This is a genomic window from Glutamicibacter sp. HZAU, from assembly GCF_004100365.1.
Taxonomy (GTDB): domain Bacteria; phylum Actinomycetota; class Actinomycetes; order Actinomycetales; family Micrococcaceae; genus Glutamicibacter; species Glutamicibacter nicotianae.
The window spans coordinates 372,024-392,358 of sequence record NZ_SCKZ01000006.1; the positions used below are offsets into that span (position 1 = coordinate 372,024).

Here is a 20,335-nt window from a genome sequence, read left to right on the forward strand (position 1 = left end):
ATGGCTGGGATCCCAGCCAACAAAGATCCCCTTGTCCCTGGTGCAACCCAGAGTCAAGGGGATCTTTGGTCATATTGACTACGGCTTGCGCTGCACGAATACGACGGAGTCTTCCAAGGTTGCAGGATTGCCGTCCGGTGCCATGATGCTGCGTTCGCGGATCTCTGCGCACAGCACCTCCCACTGCTCAGGGTCCAGCTCCAGGGCCGCCAGTTCCTCTTCCGGGCTGGGGAACGCGGGCATCGGGTGATCGGGCTTGCCGGGGAAGGAGGGCATGGAGGCGTGGGACAGGGCCAGCAGGTGGCCGCCCGGTGCGACCAGCGTTGCCGCCTTGCGCAGGAAATCGGCGCGCGGGAATTCGAAGGGTGCCTGGAAGAAGCTCAAGGTCACCAGATCAAAGGTCTCCCCGGTATTCCACGCGCCCAGATCCGAGGCAATGAAGCGGGCCTGTCCCGCATCCAGACCAAGCTTGGCGGCTTCTTCCGCGGCGCGTTTCACGGCGGTGGGCGAGATATCCACACCGGTAGCCCTCCAGCCATTGGCTGCCAGCCACAGCACGTCGCCGCCCTCGCCGCAGCCGATGTCCAACGATGTGCCGGCGTCCAGCGGGGCAACCAATTCCTCGATGACCTGGTTGACCTTGCCTGACCAGATCCGCTCGGACTGGCCGTAGTGGTTCTCCCAGAAGTCGACGCCGTCGAGTTGCGTGGTGTGGTGTTCGTGGTGGTGGCTCATCCTTGGTGTTCCCCATTCGTCAGTAAGGCCGTTATTGAAGACCTTACTGACGATGGGCCCCGTACGCGATCAGTTTTGCGCCAGAGGCAAGAACTATTGTATCTACCTTGCACTGACCTTGCCGAAGAGGCGGGCAATGGAGGCTAGGATCATTGGCCTGCAGGCCAGCCACGCACCGGCGATCACCAGCAGCGAGAGCGCGAAGTAGAGCAGCCCGGCCCAGTTATCCGCGTACGCGGCGGGATCGGTGGACCCCTGGGCCGCATACATGTGGTTCAGGTTGCGCAGCGCCCCGGTGGAGAACACCAGGATCACGTGCACCAGGATGAACAGCACGAAGTACAGCATGGTGGGGAAGTGCAGGGCTCGGGCCACCTCAATCGGGTACTTCTTGGTCAGTGCTGGCATGTTCTTGGGCCAGAATGCGCTCATCCGGTAACCGGTGATCGCCGCTACCGGAGCGGCAATGAACACGGTGGTGAAGTAGGCCAGCTGCTGCAGCGAGTTGTAGTTCACCCAGCCATTTTCGGTAGGCCAATCCAGCGTCAGGTATTGCAAGGCCGCCGAGATCGCATTCGGGAAGACCTCCCACGATGTCGGGACAATGCGCATCCAGTGGCCTGTGGCGAACAGCAGCACGAGGAACACCAAGCCATTGACCAGCCACAGCAGGTCAAGGCCCTGGTGCAGCCAGAGGTTGATGCTCACCTTCGGGCTGCGCTTCGACGACCAATAGGCAGGCGGCTTCTTTTGATGCCTGACCAGCATGCCCGAGCGGATGATCAGGACCATGAGGAAGAAGTTGAAGAAGTGGTTCCATGCCAGCCAGCCGGGGAAGCCGATGGGTGCTGATTCCGGCAGATGGTATTCGCCCGGGTAGCGTTCCATGAAGGACTCGACCCCATCGATTCCGGCAATGCCGCGGGCAATGAGCACCGCGGCAGTGGCCAGGCCCAATGCGGCGAACGCGCCGACGATTCCAGCGAGCACCCACTGCTTGGTGGTCAGCGGGCCATGCTTGACCGCTTCCTTCTTGCTCTTTGCCGAGGCCTGGGGCTTCGGGGTGATTGCAGGTTTTGCGGAAGATGCCTTTTCTGCCGCCACTGCTGGCGCCGCCGGAGCCGCAGACTGCTGCATGCCCATGCGGGTACGCGCAGGGGCTGCTGGCGTTTCATCTGCCGTGGCCGAGGGAGCGGCCTTCGCACTGGATGCTTGGGCAACCGGTTCTGCCGGTGCTGGTTCGGCCTTCGCCGGTGCGGCCTGGGCGTCTTCAGCAACGGGAGCTGGCGCAACCGGAGCGGCAACAGCAACGTTTTCTGGGACGCTGGCTGCAGGTTCCGCAGGTTCCGCAGATGCTGCCGGGACCGCTGCGGCTGCGGGTGCAGCCACGAATGAACTTGGCGGCCAGGCTTCTGCGCCGGCGGTCCGCGGAAGTCCACGGCGAACTGCCGGTGCATCTGCACTGGAATTCGCCGCGGCCGGTGCCGCATTCGCCGGGGGAACTGGTTCGCTGGCTGCCGGCGCCGCTTCAACCGGTGCCGCATTCGCCGGTTCAGTGACCGGCGTGGTTGCCGGCTCGGAAGCTGGTACAGCCGCCGACACCTGCTGCGTTGCGGCAGCCGGAGCGCTCGCGACAACAGGATTTCCTGCAGGAGGCCATGGCTCGCCGCCGGCAACTCGTGGCAGGCCCCGGCGCAGCGATCCAGCTACCGGTACTTGGCCGGCAACAGTCTGCGCGGACGCAGCGCTGGCCGCGGCAACAGCAGGTGTTTCGGCAGGCGTTGGTTCGGCGGGAGCAGGTGAGCTGACGGGCTGTTCGAGAATGGGCTCGGCAACTGGCTCAGCCTTCGTGGGCTCCGCAACGGTTGCGTCAGCGGTGGCTGCCACGGAAGCGAACAGCTCGGCCGGGGGCCAGGGCTCGCCTCCAGCCACGCGGGGCAGGCCTTGCCGGATGGATTGCTCAGGTGCATTCATGGCAATTACGCCTTGCGTGCTTCAAGCGCGGAAATCAACTGCGGAACGACCTTGAAGACATCGCCGACCACACCGAAGTCGGCGATCTCGAAGATCGGCGCATCGGCGTCCTTGTTGATGGCAACGATGGTTTTGGCAGTCTGCATGCCTGCCTTATGCTGGATGGCTCCTGAGATGCCCAGCGCGACATACAGCTGGGGCGAGACCGCAACACCGGTCTGGCCTACCTGCGCGGCATGCTCGACGTAGCCGGCATCCACCGCGGCGCGCGAAGCGCCCACGGCTGCCCCCAGGGCATCGGCCAGCTGGTGCACCAGATCGAACTGCTCCGCACTGCCCAGGCCGCGACCGCCGGAAACCACGCGAGCCGCGGAACGCAGCTCGGGACGGGTCGATGCCGTTTCGGCAGTTTCCAGTTCCTTGACCTCGATCTCCGGCTTGCCGCTTGCGGCGACCTCCAGTGCGGTGGCGCTCGCCGGCTGGGCTTGGGCGCGCTCTTCGATGCTGCCCACGCGCACGGTAATCACCGGAGCGCCGAAGGTCGGGGCACTGTGGGTCGAGTACGCGCCGCCGTAGATCGAGTGGGCTGCGATGATTCCCTGGTCATCGCGCGAAACGCCGAGGGCATCCACGCTGAGCGCCAAGCGGTTGCGCACCGCGAAGCGTGCTGCCACTTCGCGCGAGGTCAGGGTATGCCCCAGGATCACCGCTTGCGGCTGGACTACGGCGAAGGCCTGCTGCAGCGCGTCAGCCATCGGCGCGGTCAGCACCGGCGACTCGACAACTGCGGTGAGCACCTGCACGGCACCAGCCTGGCTGGCTAGTTCCGCCAGGGTTTCAACGGATCCTGCCGGGGCGGTCACCAAGGCGACCGGGGTGCCCACGGTGGAGGCTGCACCGAGCAGCTCCGCGTGGTTCTTGGCCAGCGTTCCGGCAGTGGTGGTCTCGAGGAAAACGAGAATTGAATCAGCAGCAAAATCAGTCATGGTTCTCTTTCCGCTCACACCAGGTTGTTCTTGACGAGGAATTCGGCCAAGGCGTTGCCGGCTTCGCCGTCATCGGTCACGATGGTTCCAGCGGTGCGCGGCGGGCGCTGGGCCACCGAAACCATGATGGAACGCGCGGTATCCGCAGGCAGCGCCTCGATGCCCAAGTCCGCCAGGGACAAGGATTCGATCGGCTTCTTCTTGGCTGCCATGATGCCCTTGAAGTTCGGGAAGCGGGCATCGGGCAATGCTTCGGTGATCGAAGCGACCGCCGGCAGCGGAGCGCTGACTTTGGCCGCGGCTCCATCGAGCTCGCGCAAGCCGCTGATCGCGCCGTCGGCAATGTCCACCGAGGACAGGGACGTCGCCGCTGGAAGATCAAGCAGCTCGGCCAGCATCACCGGGAGCATGCCGGCCGAACCGTCGGTGGACATGTTGCCGGTGAGGATCAGGTCGTAATTGCCCCGGCGCAAAGCCGCCGCAAGCACCTGCGCGGTGAGCACCAGATCGGCTCCGAGCAGCTCTTCATCGTTGATGTGCACGGCGTCGGCGGCGCCCATGGCCAAGGCCTTGCGCAAGGTGGCCTGGACCGATTCCGGCCCCATGGTTAGCACGGTGATATCGGTTCCAGGATTCGCGTCAGCGTGCTTCAACGCGACTTCCAAGGTCCGTTCGCCGATTTCATCGAGCACCACTTCTGAAGCGGCGCGATCAGCCAGGCCGGTCTCCAGATCCAGCAGGCGGTCTTCTCCGGTATCCGGGACTTCTTTGATCAGAACCGCGATCTTCATCATTTTCTCCCTCTTATCGCAGCAGTTTCCGCCAGAACCTCCGAGTGCCGGAAGCCATCCATGATTCCGAGTTCCACGGACCTAGGCCATGCTCGCCGCCGAAACTACTAGGAAATCCAAGTTCATTAATGGACCCCGTCGCAGATACCCTGCAGAACTCGAAGTACTGTGTCGTAGGCTACATTCGTCTCTGCTGTTTATCTTGTCGGATCAAGCGCCAATGGTCAATGAAAGTGGACAAGAAAACAGCAAGTGAGCACGTTGAAGGACAAATGGTCTACAGATCGGCGGGGTATCCGAACGCGTTTCTGAGCAGGTGAGCCGCATCGCGCTTTTCGCCCGGTTCCGGGTGGGCACCGTAGGCTTTAACCAGAGACCATTTCGGAATTAAAGGACGGCTCATGGCCAGCAAGAAGCGTCAAGGCAAGAAGAATTCGGGCGCAGGAAATCCTGCCAAGGCGGCAGCTCGCGGCCGCAGCGTGTTCAAGATCCAGGCTGAAGCGCAGGTCGACGCGCTTCGCGGCGACTACACGGCTTGGGTCGCGGAGCAGGTCCCTGTTTTCACTGCCGAACAGGCGTCACAGGCAGCGGGCATGCAGTGGGACCTCATCGGGCAGATCGCAGGCGAGTACGCCGACAACGCCCGCAGCTCCAACCTGTTCGACATGGACGTCGATGTCTTCGGCGAGACCCTGGCCATGCACCTTGGCAACCTGCCGGAATCAGTCGCGCCAGAACCGATCTTCACCACCTGGCTGGAGTACTTCAACTTCGTCGATGACCGCAATCTCTGGCAGGGTCCCGCGGAAAACCTCGAAGCACTGCGCGAGATGCTGGAGGACACCCTCAACGGCTTCGCCGAAGGCGATGCGGAACTGTGCGAATTGCTGCGCGGAACCAAGCTGTTCACCCAGGTCAAGGCCTATGCCGAGGCGCTGGCCGAGGGGGTGGACATGGAAGACTTCTCCGCAGAGGCGCAAGCTGCGCGCGCCAAGGTGCTGAACGCCGTTGGCCTGGATGCTGAAACCTTCGACCTCAGCGGTCCGGCGCCACTGGCTTTCAATTACATCTGGAGTGCCGGGCGCATGTCGGTCGTGGAGTCCGAAGGCTCGGTCCTGCGCACCGACCCGGACGCCTACGACCTGCTGGTGGCCGGCGAGGAAGCGGGCAGCGCACAGCTGCTCTTCGAGATGGCTGTCGGCTGTGTCCAGGCGCACCTGAACCCGACCTTCGATGTCACCCTGCGCGATGAAGCCCATTACCTGGTGCTGCGCAACCTGCTGGTCACCGCATCCACCGGACGCGAAGGGGACCTGGAAGGCCTGCGCCGCAACTGCGGCCCGAAGATTTACGATGAGGTGCTGCCAGAAGCTCGGACGGCCATGGATTCCTTGGCCGACTACGGCCTGATTTCCAAGGATGGCGAGCACTACAGCATCGACGAGCGCCTGGTTCCGGTCATTTCCGCCGGCATCACCGAGGTCGAGGTCTTCTTCGAAGAAGCTGAATAAGGCAACACGGCAAAGCAGTGAAGGCACCCGCAGCGCTACGGCCTGCGGGTGCCTCAGTGTTGCACCGGGTGGCCCGGCCCGCTATCGCGCCTCATCGTCCTTTCGCGAGGCCGCGATGCTGATTAGCTTCCGCAGCACGTCCAGGTTGATATCCTCCAGCTTCTTCACGTACACGCAGCCGGCTCCTTCGGTGTACTTGCCCAGCTGCGGCAGCAGCTCGGCCCCTTCGGGCAGATCCTTCAGGCCATAGAGCGACAGCTGGGCCTTGCGCGGCGAGAAGCCAGTCTTGGGCCAGATGCCGGTGGTGCGCGCATTGGCAGGGGAGATATAGGTATAACTTCCGTAGCCGATCATGCTCGGGCCCCACATCACAGGCTGCTCGCCGGTGGCTTCGCGGAAGATGCGGTCCAGCTCATGGCCGTCAATCCGGCGCTTGTCCGGGGTTGCCGCCGCGATGAACTCCTCAACGCTGGCGTCAGTTGGAAGTGTCTTCTGACTTGTTGGCAAGTGATGCCTCCTCGGGTGCAGCAGGCGATTCTGCCTGGAAAATTGCCGACAGCTTGCGATACTGGCTGGTGCCCATGGCCAGCAGCGCCACCACAATCATGATCAGCCCGCCGGCCAGGAAGATCAAGGCGATGCCACGCGCCTCGCCTTGCCCCACCAGCCAGCCGAACTGGGCATCGCCCTCGGGCGAACGCATGAACGGGATGACCAGGTACTGGGCTATGGGCGCGATCAGGAAGGCGGTAATCGGGGCCGCCGCAGCTTCGAGCATCTGTGCGAAGCCGAATACCCGGCCCTGGCGGCGGAAGGCGACCACCTTCTGGATCACCGTTTGCTCCGAGGCTTCCACAGCGGGAATCAGCATCATGTAGAACCAGATTCCCAGCACATACAGCCAGGTCCACTCGCGGATGGTGAAGATCGCGCCGAGGAATCCCATGACGGCCACCAGCAGGAGCATGGTGCGGATCGGGTTGGCCCCCAAGCCGAACTTGGCGATGGCCAGGCCTCCGACGATGAAGCCGGTGGACGCCAGTCCGAAGGCGATGCCCCAGGCCTCGACCGGCATGATGGTCAGCCCGTAGGGGTCCATCAGCGCCATATAGGTGCCGCCGATGAAGTTGTTGAACATCGAGAAGATGATCAGGGCGAACAGTCCCGGAATGGCCATTACCGTGGTGAAGCCCAGGCGCAGGTCGCTGGTCTTGGTGCGCCCCTCCTCCTTTTCCGGCTCCTCCTCCGGGATGGAGATGCCCAGCAGGTGCAGCATCGTGATCACCACCAGCATGATGGCGATGGCCAGCGTCCACCCCATCCCCAGCAGCCCGATGGACAGCCCTGAGAACACGCTGGTGACGATGAAGGCGATGCCCTGCACCGTGCCCACCAGCCCGTTGGCATTCGCGTGGCGCTCGACCGGGATCAGCAGGGTGACGGTCGTGGACAGGGCGATGCCGCGCATCTGCTCGACGATCGCCCCGAACAGGATGACCAGGCAGAAGATCCAGAACTGCCACCCGCCGATGTCAAGGATGTCTTCGGTGGGCAGCACGAGGTAGATCAGCCCGGCCAGGCTGAAGGCCACCGCGGTGATGAGCGCGGAGAAGACGAAGACCGATTTCTTGCGGTGGTTGTCCACGATGGTCCCGAAAACCATGGAGAACAGGGAGATCAGCAGCATGAACGCGCCGCCGATGATGCCGGTGGCCATGACGTTCTCGGTTTCCAGGTACACCCAGAAGGTCAACGCGAACCACAGGTAGCTGGTGGTGAGGTTCGCAACGGCGGTATTCACCAGGATGTGCATGAATGAGCGCTGGCCCTGCGGCGGAACCTCGGGGTTGCCGCTGCCGGCCAGCGGATGATCCGTGGGTCCTTCATCGCGCATGGGGAAGCCTGCTTCGAAAAAGTGGGCTGGTGCTCGTATCAAAGAATACGCCGATGCATTGATAGGCAACAGGTGTTGATTCAGACGATCGAAAACATAGTAGTCAGATGCCTAGCCCATGCCTAGGCATAACCCTAGTGTGACCCCGCGCACTTTCTGCCAAGGTTGAATCCATGCAAACCGGCTGCAACGGTTTTCCCCTTCTGACGAGCATTGAATGGACGGAGCACACCACGCCATGACAGAGACCCTGAACGAGGTATCCAGCCTGCTGGATAACGCCCTGGTTGACAGCCCGGAAACCGGAGAGTTCCGCGCCAATCGAAATATCTTCACCGACGAAGAGATCTTCGAGATGGAAATGAAGCACATCTGGAAAGGCAACTGGGTGTACCTGGCCCACGAATCCCAGATCCCGAACATCGGCGACTACTACACCACCAACATCGGCCGCCAACCCATCATCATCTCGCGCAACAAGCAGGGCGAACTCAACGCCCTGATCAACGCCTGCAGCCACCGCGGAGCCATGCTCTGCCGCCGCAAGACCGATAACCGCACCACCTTCACCTGCCCCTTCCACGGCTGGACCTTCAACAACTCCGGGAAGCTGCTCAAGGTCAAGGACTCGCGCGGCGCCGGCTACCCGGAGCAGTTCAACAAGGACGGCTCCCACGACCTGACCAAGGTCGCCCGCTTCGAGAACTACCGCGGCTTCCTCTTCGGCTCGCTCAACGCCGATGTCAAGCCGCTTCAAGAGCACCTGGGCGAGGCCACCAAGATCATCGACATGATGGTCGACCAGTCCGAGGAAGGCCTGGAAGTGCTGCGCGACGCCTCCACCTACACCTATGACGGCAACTGGAAGCTGCAGGCCGAGAACGGCGCCGACGGCTACCACGTCTCGGCCACCCACTGGAACTACGCCGCCACCCAGGCCCGCCGCGCCAACGGCGAATCCTCGAATGACACCAAGAGCATGGATGCCGGCGGCTGGGACAAGCAGAAGGGCGGCTACTACTCCTTCGAGCACGGCCACCTGCTGCTGTGGACCGAATGGCTGGACCCTGCCAACCGCCCGCTGGCTGAGAAGCGCGATGAGCTGGTCGCCAAGTTGGGCGAAGCCAAGGCCGACTGGATGATCGGCATCTCGCGCAACCTGTGCCTCTACCCGAACGTGTACCTGATGGACCAGTTCGGCTCGCAGATCCGCGTCTTCCGTCCGATCTCCGTGGACAAGACCGAGGTGACCATCTACTGCTTCGCCCCGGTGGGCGAATCGGACGCCGCGCGCGCCGCCCGCATCCGCCAGTACGAGGACTTCTTCAACGCCTCGGGCATGGCCACCCCGGATGACCTGGAAGAATTCCGCTCCTGCCAGAAGACCTACCTGGCCACCGCGGCCAAGTGGAACGACCTCTCGCGCGGCCAGGCCCACCAGATCACCGGTCCGGATGAGAACGCCGACAGGGTGGGCCTGAAGCCCATCTCCTCCGGCGCCCGCACCGAAGACGAGGGCCTGTACCCGATCCAGCACGGCTACTGGCTGCAGACCATGCGCCAGGCCGTGGACAACGAACGCGCAGCACAGAACTAAGGCCGAAGGGGCATACAGATGAGCACCATTGCACTGACCGAGGCGCCGACGTCCAACGGCGCAATCACCACCGCGGACATCGCGCAGTTCCTCTACCAGGAAGCCCGCTTCCTCGACGACCGCGACTTCGACCGCTGGCTGGACTGCTACCACCCGGAAGCCACCTTCTGGATGCCTGCGTGGGCCGACGACGAGCAGCTGACCGAGGATCCGCAGCGCGAGATCTCGCTGATCTACTACGTGAACCGCGGCGGCCTGGAAGACCGCGTCTTCCGCATCGAGACCGACCGCTCCTCGGCCACCTCGCTGCCCGAGCCGCGCACCGGGCACAACATCACCAATGTGGAGATCCTGTCGGTGGACGGCGACAAGGTGGACATCCGCTTCAACTGGTTCACCCTGTACTACCGCTACCAGAACGTTGACACCTACTTCGGCACCTCGTTCTACACCATCGACTACTCCGGCACCGCGCCGGTGATCACCGCGAAGAAGGTCGTCCTGAAGAACGACTACATCCACCACGTGGTGGACATCTACCACATCTAGGCAACACCACTCGTGGGCGGCGGGGCCAGTGCAGGCCCCGCCAGCTCACCCATCCCCGAATTTTGTGAAATGAGCATGCCACGTCCCATCAGGTAGCACTCGCTTTCGAAGACGGAATCACCCGCTTCATCAAGGTCGGCGCGAACGAAACCGTCGCCGACGCCTCCTACAAAGCCCGTATCAATATCCCGCTGGACTGCCGCGACGGTGCCTGCGGCACCTGCAAGGCCTTCTGCGAGTCGGGCAAGTACGACGGCGGCGACTACATCGAAGAAGCCTTGACCGACGACGAAGCAGATGCAGGCTACTGCCTGCCTTGCCAGATGGTCCCCGAATCCGACCTCGTGCTGCAGATCCCGACTACCTCGGATGTCGCCAAGACCTCGGCCTCCTCCTTCGAGTCCACGCTGACCGAGATCCGCCGCATCTCCGAGACCACCTACGCCTTCAGCCTGAAGGTGGACAACCGCGAAGAGCTGTCTTTCCTGCCGGGCCAGTACGTGAACATCGAGGTGCCCGGCTCCGGCGGGCAGACCCGCTCCTATTCCTTCAGCTCCGGCCCTGACGTCGAGATCGTCTCCTTCCTGATCCGCATCACCTTCACCGGCCCGATGGGCAGCTTCTTCCTGCGCGAACCCAAGCGCCAGTCGCTGCTGCTGGCCGGCGGCACCGGCCTGGCCCCGCTGCTGGCCATCCTGGAGAAGCTCTCCGGCATGGACACCCCGCACCCGGTGCACCTGATCTACGGCGTGAACACCGACATCGACCTGGTGGAGCTGGATGTGCTGCAGGACTACACCCAGCGCATCGAGGGCTTCAGCTTCGACACCGTGGTGGGCGACCCGGAAAGCGCTTCGGAGAAGAAGGGCTACGTCACGAACCACTTCGAGCCGCAGCACCTGGCCGAGGGTTCACCACCTGCGCAGGGATGCGCCGCACCCGAGGGTGCTGGTGCTGGAGAATGCGCAGTGGCTCGATGACCTCAGCTTCCAAGCGCTGCACTATGCCTGGCGCCGATTGCGCAATGAACCGGTGCTCATCGTGCTGGTGATGCGCGAGCAGAACCTTGCAAGGCTTTCACCGGAAACCCGCGAATTCCTGGCTGACAGCCAACTGAAGGTCCTCCAGCTGGAAGTTGCCGGTCCCGCGCAGGCCCGCGAGATCGTCTGCGCCGCAACGGGGATCGACCTGCCTCCCACTGCCGCCGAGCAGCTGGTGCACTACACGCAGGGCAACCTGCAAGCGGTCATCGAGCTGGCCCAGGAAAATCCGGAGCAGAGCTGGGAGCAGTTCGATCGCTGGCCGCCTGCCCTGCGGGCCCTGTCCTTGCACATCATCGAGCTGCTGGATGGGCTGGAGCCGCGCGCCCGGGCGCTGGTGGAAGCCGCCGCGGTGCTCGGGGTGCAGGCCCGGATCGACATGATCGCCAAGCTGGTCGGGGAGGATGATCCGCTGGAGCCGATCCAGCAGATCCTCGACTCTTCGCTGGCGCAGGCCCACGGCCACAGCGGGAAGGTTCGGCTCGGGTTCGAGAACGCGCTGGCGCAAATGGCTGTCTACCACCAGATCCCGCTGAGCGCCCGCATCAAGTTGCATGCTAGCGCCGCAGACATTGTCGAGGACCCTGGCGAGCGCCTGGGCCATCGGGCCGATGCGAGCATCCTGCCCGATGGTGGCCTGTCGCTGGAACTGCAGGACTACGCGCGCGCCCAGGGCAAGCGGGGCGAGTGGTCTTCGGCAGCCACCGCCTACTTCCGTGCCATGCCTTTGTCCCCGGAACCGATGCGTCGCGACTCCTTGCTGCTCAACGCCGTGGATGCCATCGTTGCCGCCGGCGAGCTGCCACGCGCGCAAACCTTTGCGCACCAGCTGTCGAGCCTGGACAGCAGCCCGGAGCGGGACGTGCTCTCCGGATACATCTCCATCCTGCAAGGCCGGGCCAATACCGCGCAGCGCTGGCTCTCCAGTGCCTGGCAGAACGCGCTGCAGGAGCAGGACAACGACGTGATGGCCGTGATCGCGCAACGCCAAGTCCTCGATTCGCTGTGCCGATTAAAGGGGCAGAAGATCATTGACTGGGCCGAGCAATCGCTGAGCCTTGCCCAGGTGGGCAGCCCGTTAGCCATTGAGAATGCGGCCATCCAGGGGCTTGGCCTGGCAATGATGGGCCGGGCCGAAGAAGGAGAGCAGCTCTTGATGGACCTGCTGGCCACCCTTCCGTCGGGAGCGCAGCGCCAGCGTGCGGAAATGTCGCTGGGCTGGGTCTACCTCGCGACCGATCGCGTCGAGCTGGCCAGGCATGAGCTTTCCTCGGCAAGCTCCACGGACTTCAGTGATGGATCGCTGCGCATCTCGCTGTGGGCCAGAGCGTGGTCGGCCCGGGCAGAATTCCTCATGGGCGATTGGGACCAAGCGCTGGAAACAGTCCGATCCGCACAAGCCCTGCAGGAACGTTCTGAAATCCAAATCCTGCGTCCGCTGATCCAGATGACCGCGGCGCAAATCCACGCGTTGCGCGGCAATTGGGAACAGGCGGATCTGCATTTGCACAAGTCGTGGGCCCGTACCGGTAGCTATGCCATCATGGAGATGCCCTACCGGATGGCGCGGGCCGAGATCCGCGGGCCGAGATCGCCGGGGCGCAGGCCAACCATGAAGAGGCCGTGCGTGCGCTGGAGCCGCTGCTACGGCTGGACCGCACCCAGGGTATTGACCAGACAGGCTTCTGGACCTGGCAGGATACATATGCCTTGGCGCTCATACGTTGTGAACGCCTTGATGAGGCCGACAATTTCATCCAGCCACTACTGGAGAGCGCCGTCGCTTCAGGCCACCAAAGCGGAGCCGTCCGCTTCCTGAGTGTGCAGGGCACCTTGCTGGCAGCTCGGGGTGATATCGACGCCGCCCGCCTTGTCTTTGAAGATGCCATCCGCCGTTTGGAGGGCGTCGGATCGGTCTACCATCGTGCGATCATCGATTTCTACTACGGCCAGTGCTTGCGCCGGGCCGGCAAGCGGGCTGAATGCGTTGCTCCGTTGACCCGCGCGCTGGCGCTTTTCACGCACTTCGATGCAACCGTGTACATTGACCGTTGCACGCGTGAGCTTCAGGCAAGCGGTACCGGGATGCTGCGCAAGGAAAGCGCCGACTGGTCGACGCTGACCGCTCAGGAACAAGCTGTTGGTTGGGTCCCCGGAAAGTAGTCCAGTGACTATGTGAGTACTCGTGTCCGACACATGGACACAGGAGGAATCACAGAAACAATGGCACGCAGACACACACCAGACCAGGTCATCGCTAAAGTCCGCCAAGGACAGAAGATGCTCAATGAAGGCCACCCGATGATCGAGGTCATCAAAGAACTGCAGATCACTGAAGCTACTTGGTACCGCTGGCTCAACCAGTACGGGTCCGAGAAGAACGCTGAAGCCAGCAAACGTACCAAGGAGCTGGCAAAGGAAAACACCCGCCTGAAGAAGCTGCTCGCTGATCGGATGCTCGCCAACGACATCCTTACCGAGGTTGCCAAGGGAAAATTCTAAGCCCCGAACCACGCCGTCGTGCCGTACGGATGGCGATGGAAAAATTTGGGGCGTCCGAACGTTTCGCATGCCAAGTTCTGGGCCAGAACCGTTCTGCGCTGCGTAAGAAGAAATCACCGATGAGCTTTGACGAAGCGCAGCTGAGAGCCGACTTGCGCGCCGTCGCGTCCGAGTATCCGGTCTGGGGCTGGCGCAAGGCCCGCTGGCACCTATTGAGCACTGAACGATGGGCAGGCACTGTCTTGAACAGCAAGCGTGTCCGACGGTTGTGGCGCGAGGAAGGCTTGGTCTGTAAGCCCAAGCGTCGAAAGAAGCGGCGCACCGGTCCAGACGCTGGGGAGCAGAAGCGGTTGACCGCCGAGTACCCGATGCATGTACTGAGCTTTGATTTCCAGTCGGATGTCACCTCCTGCGGACGTCACGTCCGCTTTTTCAATGTCATTGATGAGTACAGGAGAACGGCATTGGCGATTATTCCGCGGCGGCCTTTCAAGGCTGAGGACGTGGTGGCAGTTTTGGAAGGGATCATTGCCGAGACAGGGACCCAACCAACATTCGTGCGGTGCGATAACGGGCCTGAATTCACTGCCGGTGCGTTGGTGAACTGGTGCAACACTGTGGGGGTGTCTACTGCGTTCATTGATCCGGGCTCACCTTGGCAGAACGGTTTTATTGAGTCGTTCAATGCGCAGTTCCGACGTGAACAGCTTTCCGGAGAGATCATGGACACTATGGTGGAAGCGAGGTATTTGGCTGATGAATGGAAGGACATTTACAATCAGGAACGTCCCCATGGCTCCTTGGATGGGTTGACGCCTTCCCGGTTTTGGGATGAATGGGTTAGAGAGAATCAGTTAGCTATCGCATAGTTGCTGGACTCCTTAAAGGGACCCAACCACTGTGGCCAAGCTGGTGTGCGAAGGGGCAAGCAACCGACGTGTAGCTGAAGAACTGTATATCGGTACCAAAACAGTGCAGTACCACCTGACCAAGATCTACACGAAGCTGTCGGTCTCCAACCGTACAGAGCTTGCTGCTTTGGCACGCTTTGGCCAAGAAGAATAGTGCTTCTTGACTGATAAAAATTTTCACTCACGAACGACAGCCGAGCCATCCGCAGTGTGGCTCGTCCTGCGTGCAGTGACTGAAAATTTTTTTCATTCAAGTCGTATCGCTTGAATGGGAGGAAGACAGGACTTGATGCAGGCGGCAGCCAGCTGAGCAACGCGAATCATCGCGGTTGCTCCTGTGGGGTTATGGGTGGTGTGGCGGTTCTAGTGACTGAAAAAATTTGTCACTCAAAATTCACAGCGGGCGACCGGTGCTAGCTGGTCCCAGTGTCGGGCAGGTCTTCATCTTGGCCAAGGCCCAGCACGCGCCGCACTTCGGGGGTCAAATGCACCTTGTGAGCTGCGTCGTCCGATGTTCGCTGCGGGCAATGATCGTTGACATGATCAAAGTTCGCCACGTTGGCTACGCTCTCAGGGATCGTGATTGACCGCAGCCCGTGCGGAGACACCCACGTCTTGGAGCCATCAGGGCAGGCGAAGACCTTCCACCCTAGGGCGTGCTTGAACATCTGATGCTGCTTGCACAAGAGATGGGTGTTTCGCCGGGTCGTGTGGCCGCCTTGCCCAAACGCTTCAATGTGGTCTATTTCTGATCGGTCGGCTGGGCGACGGCAACCCGGGAAACCGCAATGCCGGTCGCGGTGACGCAGGAAATCGCGCAACCCCTGCGAAGGCCGGTATTTCTTGGGTTCCACGTCAATTGCGGCGCCCGTCCATGGGTCGGTCAGCACGCGCTGGAATGATGGAGCGTCTGCCGCGAGTTCCAACGCTACCCCGATTGGGATGGGTCCGTAGCCTTCCAGATCGGCAAGGGCGCGAGTGGGATTCGCGAGCATTTCCACGGCCGGTATCGTGATGGATACCCGTGGCTTCAGCGGCATGCCCTCCATTCCGGGCCATCCATTCAGATATACGTCTGCAAGGGCATCGGCCTCAAGCTGGGTTTGGGTGCGCGGATCTTTGGGATCAGTGCTCTGGGCGGCCACCTGCTTGATCGAATTGCGGATTGAGTGGATGACATCAGCGCGGTGATGCAACTGCAAGGTGGCCATGCCATCCTCGTCATTCCAGACCTTGACGTTGCGGGCGGCCATGGCGTCCTTCTGCCGGTTCTCGGCAGAGTCGGGGTTCAGCCGGTCATGAAGGCGGCGGGCGCGCTGGTAGACGGTCTCGTCGCTGGCGGTCCTTGCCAGAGGCAGAAGGGTCTGTTCCATGAGCGAGACTTGCCCAGGGCCGAGGTCTTGGGAGTACTTGACGATGTCGTGGGCGGCCTTGGCAGTGATCTCGCCGGCGGCCAGCGCGAGGAGCGTGGCTTTGCAGACATGGCGCAATCCTTTGGCGTGGAACATCCGCTTGCTGACTTTGCGCGGGCTTTCCCTCAACGCGACAGCCGCCTCGGCGATGAGGTTGGAGTTGATGGTCTGCTCGCTTCCACGGTCCACGCCGTAGTATGCGGCGCTCTTTCGGGCTTCAGCTTCTTCCTCTGCCGTGTGGGTATTTTCCGTGGCTATGAAATCGCTGAATGATTCGCTGACCTGTTCGACCGAATCCGCCAGCAAGACGCAGATGACAGCTTCGACGCTGCTCAGGAGGCGCTGGATCTTCTGCAAGCGTTCCAATGCGTCCCCGGGGCCGTTGACCGGGCCGGCATCATAGAGCTCATTGGCAATTTTCTTGAGGGGACCGAAGAACATCTGGTGCTCGCGCTGAGCATCGAACGGGGAGGTCTTGTGCGACTCTGTGCGGGTGCCCGGTGGTCGCAGTGGCAGGCGGTGTTCACCGTCGTTATCTTCTAAATATGCGGGAGTAGTCATGATTTACTTTCCCGCGATACATCGACTATGTGTTCTGGTTATTTTCGAATTGTGGATAACATCTCGAAAGTTTCTGCGAAAAGCCATCCATGTGGATTCTGGTGAAAAATCCCCAGTACCGGGAATGGAGCAGTGGCTGTGGTTTTATCTGCTTGCTTGAGCCAGAGGGCGTGGCGGGCGCGTCAAGGCCGCGCGGAGGCCAAGGATTCCCATGGCTGCCAGCAAGGCCAAGGCGAGGATGCTGGCGATGTGCAGGGGCTCTTCCAGATCAGCAGCAGCGCCGGCGTTCCAATCGGCAAAGGTATCGCCCACGGAGTTCATGTTGGCGAAGGAGGCGAAGAAATAGGCCGGTGCGCCGAGAGCAACGATCAGGCTCCATGTCCCAATAGCGGCCCAAGCGGGCAGCTTGCGGCCGGACCTGATGACGGAAACAAGCCAGGAAATGGCGAGGGCAATTCCGATTGCTGCGAAGACCCAACCTCCGAGCGAGTCGTAATCCTGGTCCATGGCGGCCATCTGCGCGATGGTCTCATCCAGGGGGATTCCACTGGCTGCGACCACTGCCCAATTGTTCATGAGCAGTGCGCCGTAAACCGCGTAGGCCACGATGATGGCGGCACCGGTGGTGGCTAGAAGCTTGCGCATGCCGGTAGCCTACAGCGTGCAAGCGAAATACTTGGCATTACTAGCAGCTCGTGCGCCGGGTGCCGGTATTGCATTGCAGAAGTCCGTGAAGCAGAGGCCCCGAATCGGTAAAGTGCATTATGTGCCGATCGGGAAAGCGCGGCGATCGCGCAAGCGACATCACCAAACGCTGCCATGCAGCGCCAATTGTCTATAAGGGGACTAGAAATGATCTTCACCAAGAAGGGCGACGCCGCTGTCCTGGCCAAGCTCAGTGCGGCTCCAGCACCTTATCGCGAGATTGCCGAGCGGCTGCATGCCATCATCGTGGAAAGCGCACCGTCGCTGGAGCCGATCGTCCGCTGGGGACTTCCCTTTTATGTCCGGGACGGCAAGGATGTCTGCTACATCAAGCCTGACAAGGACTTCGTTGCCTTCGGTTTTGGCGAGGTGGTGAATCCCGCCTACGAGGACGGCGCGCACATGCATCCAGTCGCGTGGACCATCACCTCGCTGGATGCTGCAACGGAAGACAGGATCCGCGAGCTGGTGAAAAAGGCGGCTGGCTGATCCAAGGCAGCGGCAACGCCCGGAGCCGTTCAAATGCACGGAAGGCCTCGGCAGGAACATTCCTGCCGAGGCCTTCCGCTTGCCTGGCCGCGCTGGGGCTTACTTGACTGGGTCGAGCACGAAGTCGTAGGTGACCTGCTTGCCGTTGCCGGATTCGGCTGGCTCCACGTCGAGCATCAGTTCCGGCTTCACCGCGGTGGCGATGTCATCGTCGTTGTGCGCGTCGCGCGGGAAGTACAGCTGGGCGGTGAACAGCTCGTGGCCCGGTGCCGAAACCTTCAGGTGCAGGTGGGCTGGGCGCCAAGCGTGCCAACCGGCGGCGGCGATCAGCTGGCCGCAGGCGCCGTCGGTCGGAATCTGGTACGGAGCCGGCTGCATCGTGTTGATCAAGTATGAATGGACTTGCCGTACTGGCAGGGAGGGATGTGGAAGAGATGGCTTATGGTCCTGCCGGCGTCGCGCCGCGGACAGCAACATGGGTAAAGCGGAACGGGAGCACCGGTGTTCTTGTCGCGGTCGGCGCCAGGTGCACGCCCAGGGGCGCTTGTTCGTCGACCGGTAGCCGGGACTAGGTTGGCGTTGAAGTCGACGAGTTCGCCGAGTTCGACGATGGCACCCGGGTCTCGATCCACTGGGACCGGGGATGCGCCATCAGCCTCAACGGATCCGGACAGCTCGGCGAGCAAGAGCTGCTGGAGCATCTCGATGGAGCGCTCCTGCTGGCGGAGCAAGGCATCAAGGCAATCGCCGAGGAGTTGAAGAGCTTGCCATGCTTCACCGAGCTGTCCTCCGATCTCAGGGCGCAGCTTCAATCTTGAAATCGCAGGTCGCACCGGCGCTTGGCAGCGGCAAGGGTCGCGGATAGGGTGTGAATGTGACGCTGGGCACATGTTCGGTGTCCGCGCAAATTCCGACGAGGCGATCCATGAAGGGGTACGCAGATGAAGGCTTATGCCCAGGGCGAGAGCGAGCCGCAGCTGATCGAAGAGACGATCGGAGCCAACTTCGAACGCACGGCGGCCCGCTTCGGCCCGGCAGAAGCACTGGTCGAAGCTTCCACCGGACGGCGCTGGAGCTGGAGCGAGCTGGACGCGCAGATTAACCGCCTGGCCAAGGGCCTGCTGGCCGCCGGCCTGCAGGCGGGGGACCGGGTGGGCATCTGGGCGCCGAACTGCGCCGAATGGGTTTTCGCGCAGTACGCCACCGCGAAAATCGGCGTCATCCTGGTCAATGTCAATCCTGCCTACCGCACCCATGAGTACGCCTACGCGGTCAACCATTCGGGGGTGCGCCTACTGCTGGCGGTCTCCGAATTCAAGACCAGCAACTACCGTGCGATGGTGGATGCGACCCGTGCCGATACCCCGCAGCTCGAGCGCGTTATCTACGTGGACACCGCGGACTTCGAGCAACTGCTGGCCGAAGGCGAGCACATCAGCGATAAGGCGCTGGCCCGGCGCTTGGCTGCCACCAAGCCGGAGGACCCGATTAACATCCAGTACACCTCGGGCACCACCGGCTACCCGAAGGGCGCGGTGCTCAGCCACCGCAACATCCTGAACAATGGCTACCAGGTCACCGGCATGATCGACCTGGACGAGCATGACCGGCTGTGCATCCCGGTCCCGTTCTACCACTGCTTCGGCATGGTCATGGGCAACCTGGGCTGCACCAGCCGGGGCACCACGATCGTCATCCCGGCCCCGGGCTTCGACGCCGAAACCACGCTGCGGGTGGTGGCCGAGGAAAAGTGCACCGGGTTGTACGGGGTGCCGACGATGTTCATCGCGATGCAGAACCATCCCAGCTTCAAGGACCACGACCTCTCCTCGCTGCGCACCGGCATCATGGCCGGTTCCATCTGCCCCATCGAGGTGATGCGCCGCTGCGTCGATGACATGGGGATGAGCGCGGTCTCCATCGCCTACGGCATGACCGAGACTTCTCCGGTGTCCTGCCAGACCCGCGGCGACGACGATCTCGAGCGTCGCACCTCCACCATCGGCCGGGTGCACCCGCATGTGGAAATCAAGGTGGTGGATCCGGTCAGCGGCGAAACCCTGGAACGCGGGGAAACCGGCGAATACTGCACCCGCGGCTACTCGGTGATGCTCGGCTACTGGAACGATGAGGAGAAGACCCGGGCGGCCATCGACGACGAAGGCTGGATGCACACCGGGGATCTGGCGGTGATGCGCGAGGACGGCTACTGCACGATCGTCGGGCGCATCAAGGACATGGTGATCCGTGGCGGGGAGAACATCTACCCGGCGGAAATCGAGGAATTCCTCTACAAGCATCCGGACATCGAGGACGTGCAGGTGATCGGGGTGCCCGATCAGAAGTACGGCGAGACGGTCTGCGCCTGCATCCGCATGAAGGCAGGCCGCGAGCCGCTGGATGCAGCCGCGATCCGCGAGTATTGCGCCGGGCATCTGGCGCATTACAAGATCCCCGCGTATGTGCAGGTGCTGCAGGATTTCCCGACTACTGTCACCGGCAAGATCCGCAAGAACCAGCTGCGCGAGGATGCGGCGAAACTGCTCGAACTGTAGCCGCTTGCCGCCAGCCGGGGCATCAAGCCACAGCGATGCTTTGGGTGGAGGTGAGCTTCAGCATGAATACTGCGCCCGGGAATTTCCTGCATGCTAGTTTTCCAAGTGGCTTCCGTGGGTTAA

Annotated in this window: 19 protein-coding genes and 1 pseudogene; 10 read left to right on the plus strand and 10 right to left on the minus strand. The window is 62.2% G+C overall.

Annotated elements, in window-relative coordinates; genetic code table 11:
* Positions 1–78 precede the first annotated feature (78 nt).
* The 4 genes from EKH49_RS11520 to EKH49_RS11535 all read right to left on the minus strand — a co-directional run bounded on the left by EKH49_RS11520 (position 79) and on the right by EKH49_RS11535 (position 4,486).
* Positions 79–735 (minus strand): class I SAM-dependent methyltransferase, encoded by a 657-nt coding sequence (locus tag EKH49_RS11520; RefSeq protein WP_128470941.1) that lies wholly within the window; start codon positions 733–735, stop codon positions 79–81.
* Positions 736–837: 102 nt separating this feature from the next.
* The gene (locus EKH49_RS11525; RefSeq protein WP_128470942.1) at positions 838–2,709 is read right to left on the minus strand and encodes a cytochrome b/b6 domain-containing protein; all 1,872 of its coding nucleotides are present in this window, start codon (positions 2,707–2,709) and stop codon (positions 838–840) included.
* Positions 2,710–2,714: 5 nt separating this feature from the next.
* A complete protein-coding gene (locus EKH49_RS11530; protein ID WP_128470943.1) occupies positions 2,715–3,695 on the minus strand; it encodes an electron transfer flavoprotein subunit alpha/FixB family protein in 981 nt (326 codons plus the stop codon).
* A 14-nt stretch (positions 3,696–3,709) separates the two neighbouring features.
* Positions 3,710–4,486, minus strand: a complete 777-nt coding sequence (locus EKH49_RS11535) for an electron transfer flavoprotein subunit beta/FixA family protein (RefSeq protein WP_128470944.1) — start codon at positions 4,484–4,486, stop codon at positions 3,710–3,712.
* 401 nt (positions 4,487–4,887) lie between these two features.
* On the opposite strand from EKH49_RS11535, the gene EKH49_RS11540 reads away from it, so the two are divergent.
* On the plus strand, positions 4,888–5,997 hold the full coding sequence (locus EKH49_RS11540) for a hypothetical protein (RefSeq protein WP_128470945.1): 1,110 nt from the start codon (positions 4,888–4,890) through the stop codon (positions 5,995–5,997).
* A gap of 81 nt (positions 5,998–6,078) precedes the next feature.
* On the opposite strand, the gene EKH49_RS11545 is transcribed toward EKH49_RS11540, so the two are convergent.
* Both EKH49_RS11545 and EKH49_RS11550 read right to left on the minus strand, forming a co-directional pair.
* The gene (locus EKH49_RS11545) at positions 6,079–6,504 is read right to left on the minus strand and encodes a DUF1801 domain-containing protein (protein ID WP_128470946.1); all 426 of its coding nucleotides are present in this window, start codon (positions 6,502–6,504) and stop codon (positions 6,079–6,081) included.
* Positions 6,473–7,891, minus strand: coding sequence for an MFS transporter (locus tag EKH49_RS11550; RefSeq protein WP_442903508.1), 1,419 nt, complete (start codon positions 7,889–7,891; stop codon positions 6,473–6,475). Before EKH49_RS11550 ends, EKH49_RS11545 begins: the two co-directional genes overlap by 32 nt.
* Positions 7,892–8,129: 238 nt before the next feature.
* Here EKH49_RS11550 and benA point away from each other — a divergent pair, with 238 nt between their 5' ends.
* The 7 genes from benA to EKH49_RS11585 all read left to right on the plus strand — a co-directional run bounded on the left by benA (position 8,130) and on the right by EKH49_RS11585 (position 14,644).
* Positions 8,130–9,488: a benzoate 1,2-dioxygenase large subunit gene (benA, locus tag EKH49_RS11555; protein WP_128470947.1), complete on the plus strand. Its 1,359-nt coding sequence runs from the start codon at positions 8,130–8,132 to the stop codon at positions 9,486–9,488.
* Positions 9,489–9,506: 18 nt separating this feature from the next.
* Positions 9,507–10,037, plus strand: a complete 531-nt coding sequence (gene benB, locus EKH49_RS11560; RefSeq protein WP_128470948.1) for a benzoate 1,2-dioxygenase small subunit — start codon at positions 9,507–9,509, stop codon at positions 10,035–10,037.
* A gap of 116 nt (positions 10,038–10,153) precedes the next feature.
* The gene (locus tag EKH49_RS11565; RefSeq protein WP_128470949.1) at positions 10,154–11,017 is read left to right on the plus strand and encodes a 2Fe-2S iron-sulfur cluster binding domain-containing protein; all 864 of its coding nucleotides are present in this window, start codon (positions 10,154–10,156) and stop codon (positions 11,015–11,017) included.
* Complete coding sequence (locus EKH49_RS11570; RefSeq protein WP_128470950.1) at positions 10,989–12,896, plus strand: hypothetical protein; 1,908 nt, start codon at positions 10,989–10,991, stop codon at positions 12,894–12,896. Before EKH49_RS11565 ends, EKH49_RS11570 begins: the two co-directional genes overlap by 29 nt.
* 2 nt (positions 12,897–12,898) lie before the next feature.
* Positions 12,899–13,240: a hypothetical protein gene (locus EKH49_RS11575; RefSeq protein ID WP_128470951.1), complete on the plus strand. Its 342-nt coding sequence runs from the start codon at positions 12,899–12,901 to the stop codon at positions 13,238–13,240.
* Positions 13,241–13,300: 60 nt separating this feature from the next.
* Positions 13,301–14,448 (plus strand): IS3 family transposase gene (locus tag EKH49_RS11580; protein ID WP_128470952.1). Its coding sequence is split into 2 segments (ribosomal slippage): positions 13,301–13,574 and positions 13,574–14,448, totalling 1,149 coding nucleotides; the frame shifts between segments, so codons are not numbered across the junction.
* 31 nt (positions 14,449–14,479) lie between these two features.
* Positions 14,480–14,644, plus strand: coding sequence for a response regulator transcription factor (locus tag EKH49_RS11585; protein WP_128470953.1), 165 nt, complete (start codon positions 14,480–14,482; stop codon positions 14,642–14,644).
* A gap of 259 nt (positions 14,645–14,903) precedes the next feature.
* Here the strand turns inward: EKH49_RS11585 and EKH49_RS11590 are convergent, their stop codons facing one another.
* A complete protein-coding gene (locus EKH49_RS11590) occupies positions 14,904–16,463 on the minus strand; it encodes an HNH endonuclease signature motif containing protein (RefSeq protein ID WP_128470954.1) in 1,560 nt (519 codons plus the stop codon).
* Positions 16,464–16,607: 144 nt separating this feature from the next.
* A complete protein-coding gene (locus EKH49_RS11595; RefSeq protein ID WP_128470955.1) occupies positions 16,608–17,108 on the minus strand; it encodes a hypothetical protein in 501 nt (166 codons plus the stop codon).
* A gap of 207 nt (positions 17,109–17,315) precedes the next feature.
* Here EKH49_RS11595 and EKH49_RS11600 point away from each other — a divergent pair, with 207 nt between their 5' ends.
* Positions 17,316–17,657 (plus strand): DUF1801 domain-containing protein, encoded by a 342-nt coding sequence (locus tag EKH49_RS11600; RefSeq protein WP_236641135.1) that lies wholly within the window; start codon positions 17,316–17,318, stop codon positions 17,655–17,657.
* Positions 17,658–17,756: 99 nt separating this feature from the next.
* On the opposite strand, the pseudogene EKH49_RS11605 reads toward EKH49_RS11600, so the two are convergent.
* Together EKH49_RS11605 and EKH49_RS16720 are read right to left on the minus strand one after the other, a co-directional pair.
* Positions 17,757–18,050, minus strand: a pseudogene (locus tag EKH49_RS11605) (dioxygenase family protein); the annotation flags it as partial.
* On the minus strand, positions 18,044–18,388 hold the full coding sequence (locus EKH49_RS16720) for a hypothetical protein (RefSeq protein WP_201739603.1): 345 nt from the start codon (positions 18,386–18,388) through the stop codon (positions 18,044–18,046). The gene EKH49_RS16720 and the pseudogene EKH49_RS11605, both read right to left, overlap by 7 nt.
* A gap of 210 nt (positions 18,389–18,598) precedes the next feature.
* On the opposite strand from EKH49_RS16720, the gene EKH49_RS11610 reads away from it, so the two are divergent.
* Entirely contained in the window at positions 18,599–20,212 is a 1,614-nt protein-coding gene (locus EKH49_RS11610) for an AMP-binding protein (RefSeq protein ID WP_128470956.1), read from the plus strand.
* The last annotated feature ends 123 nt before the right edge of the window (positions 20,213–20,335 follow it).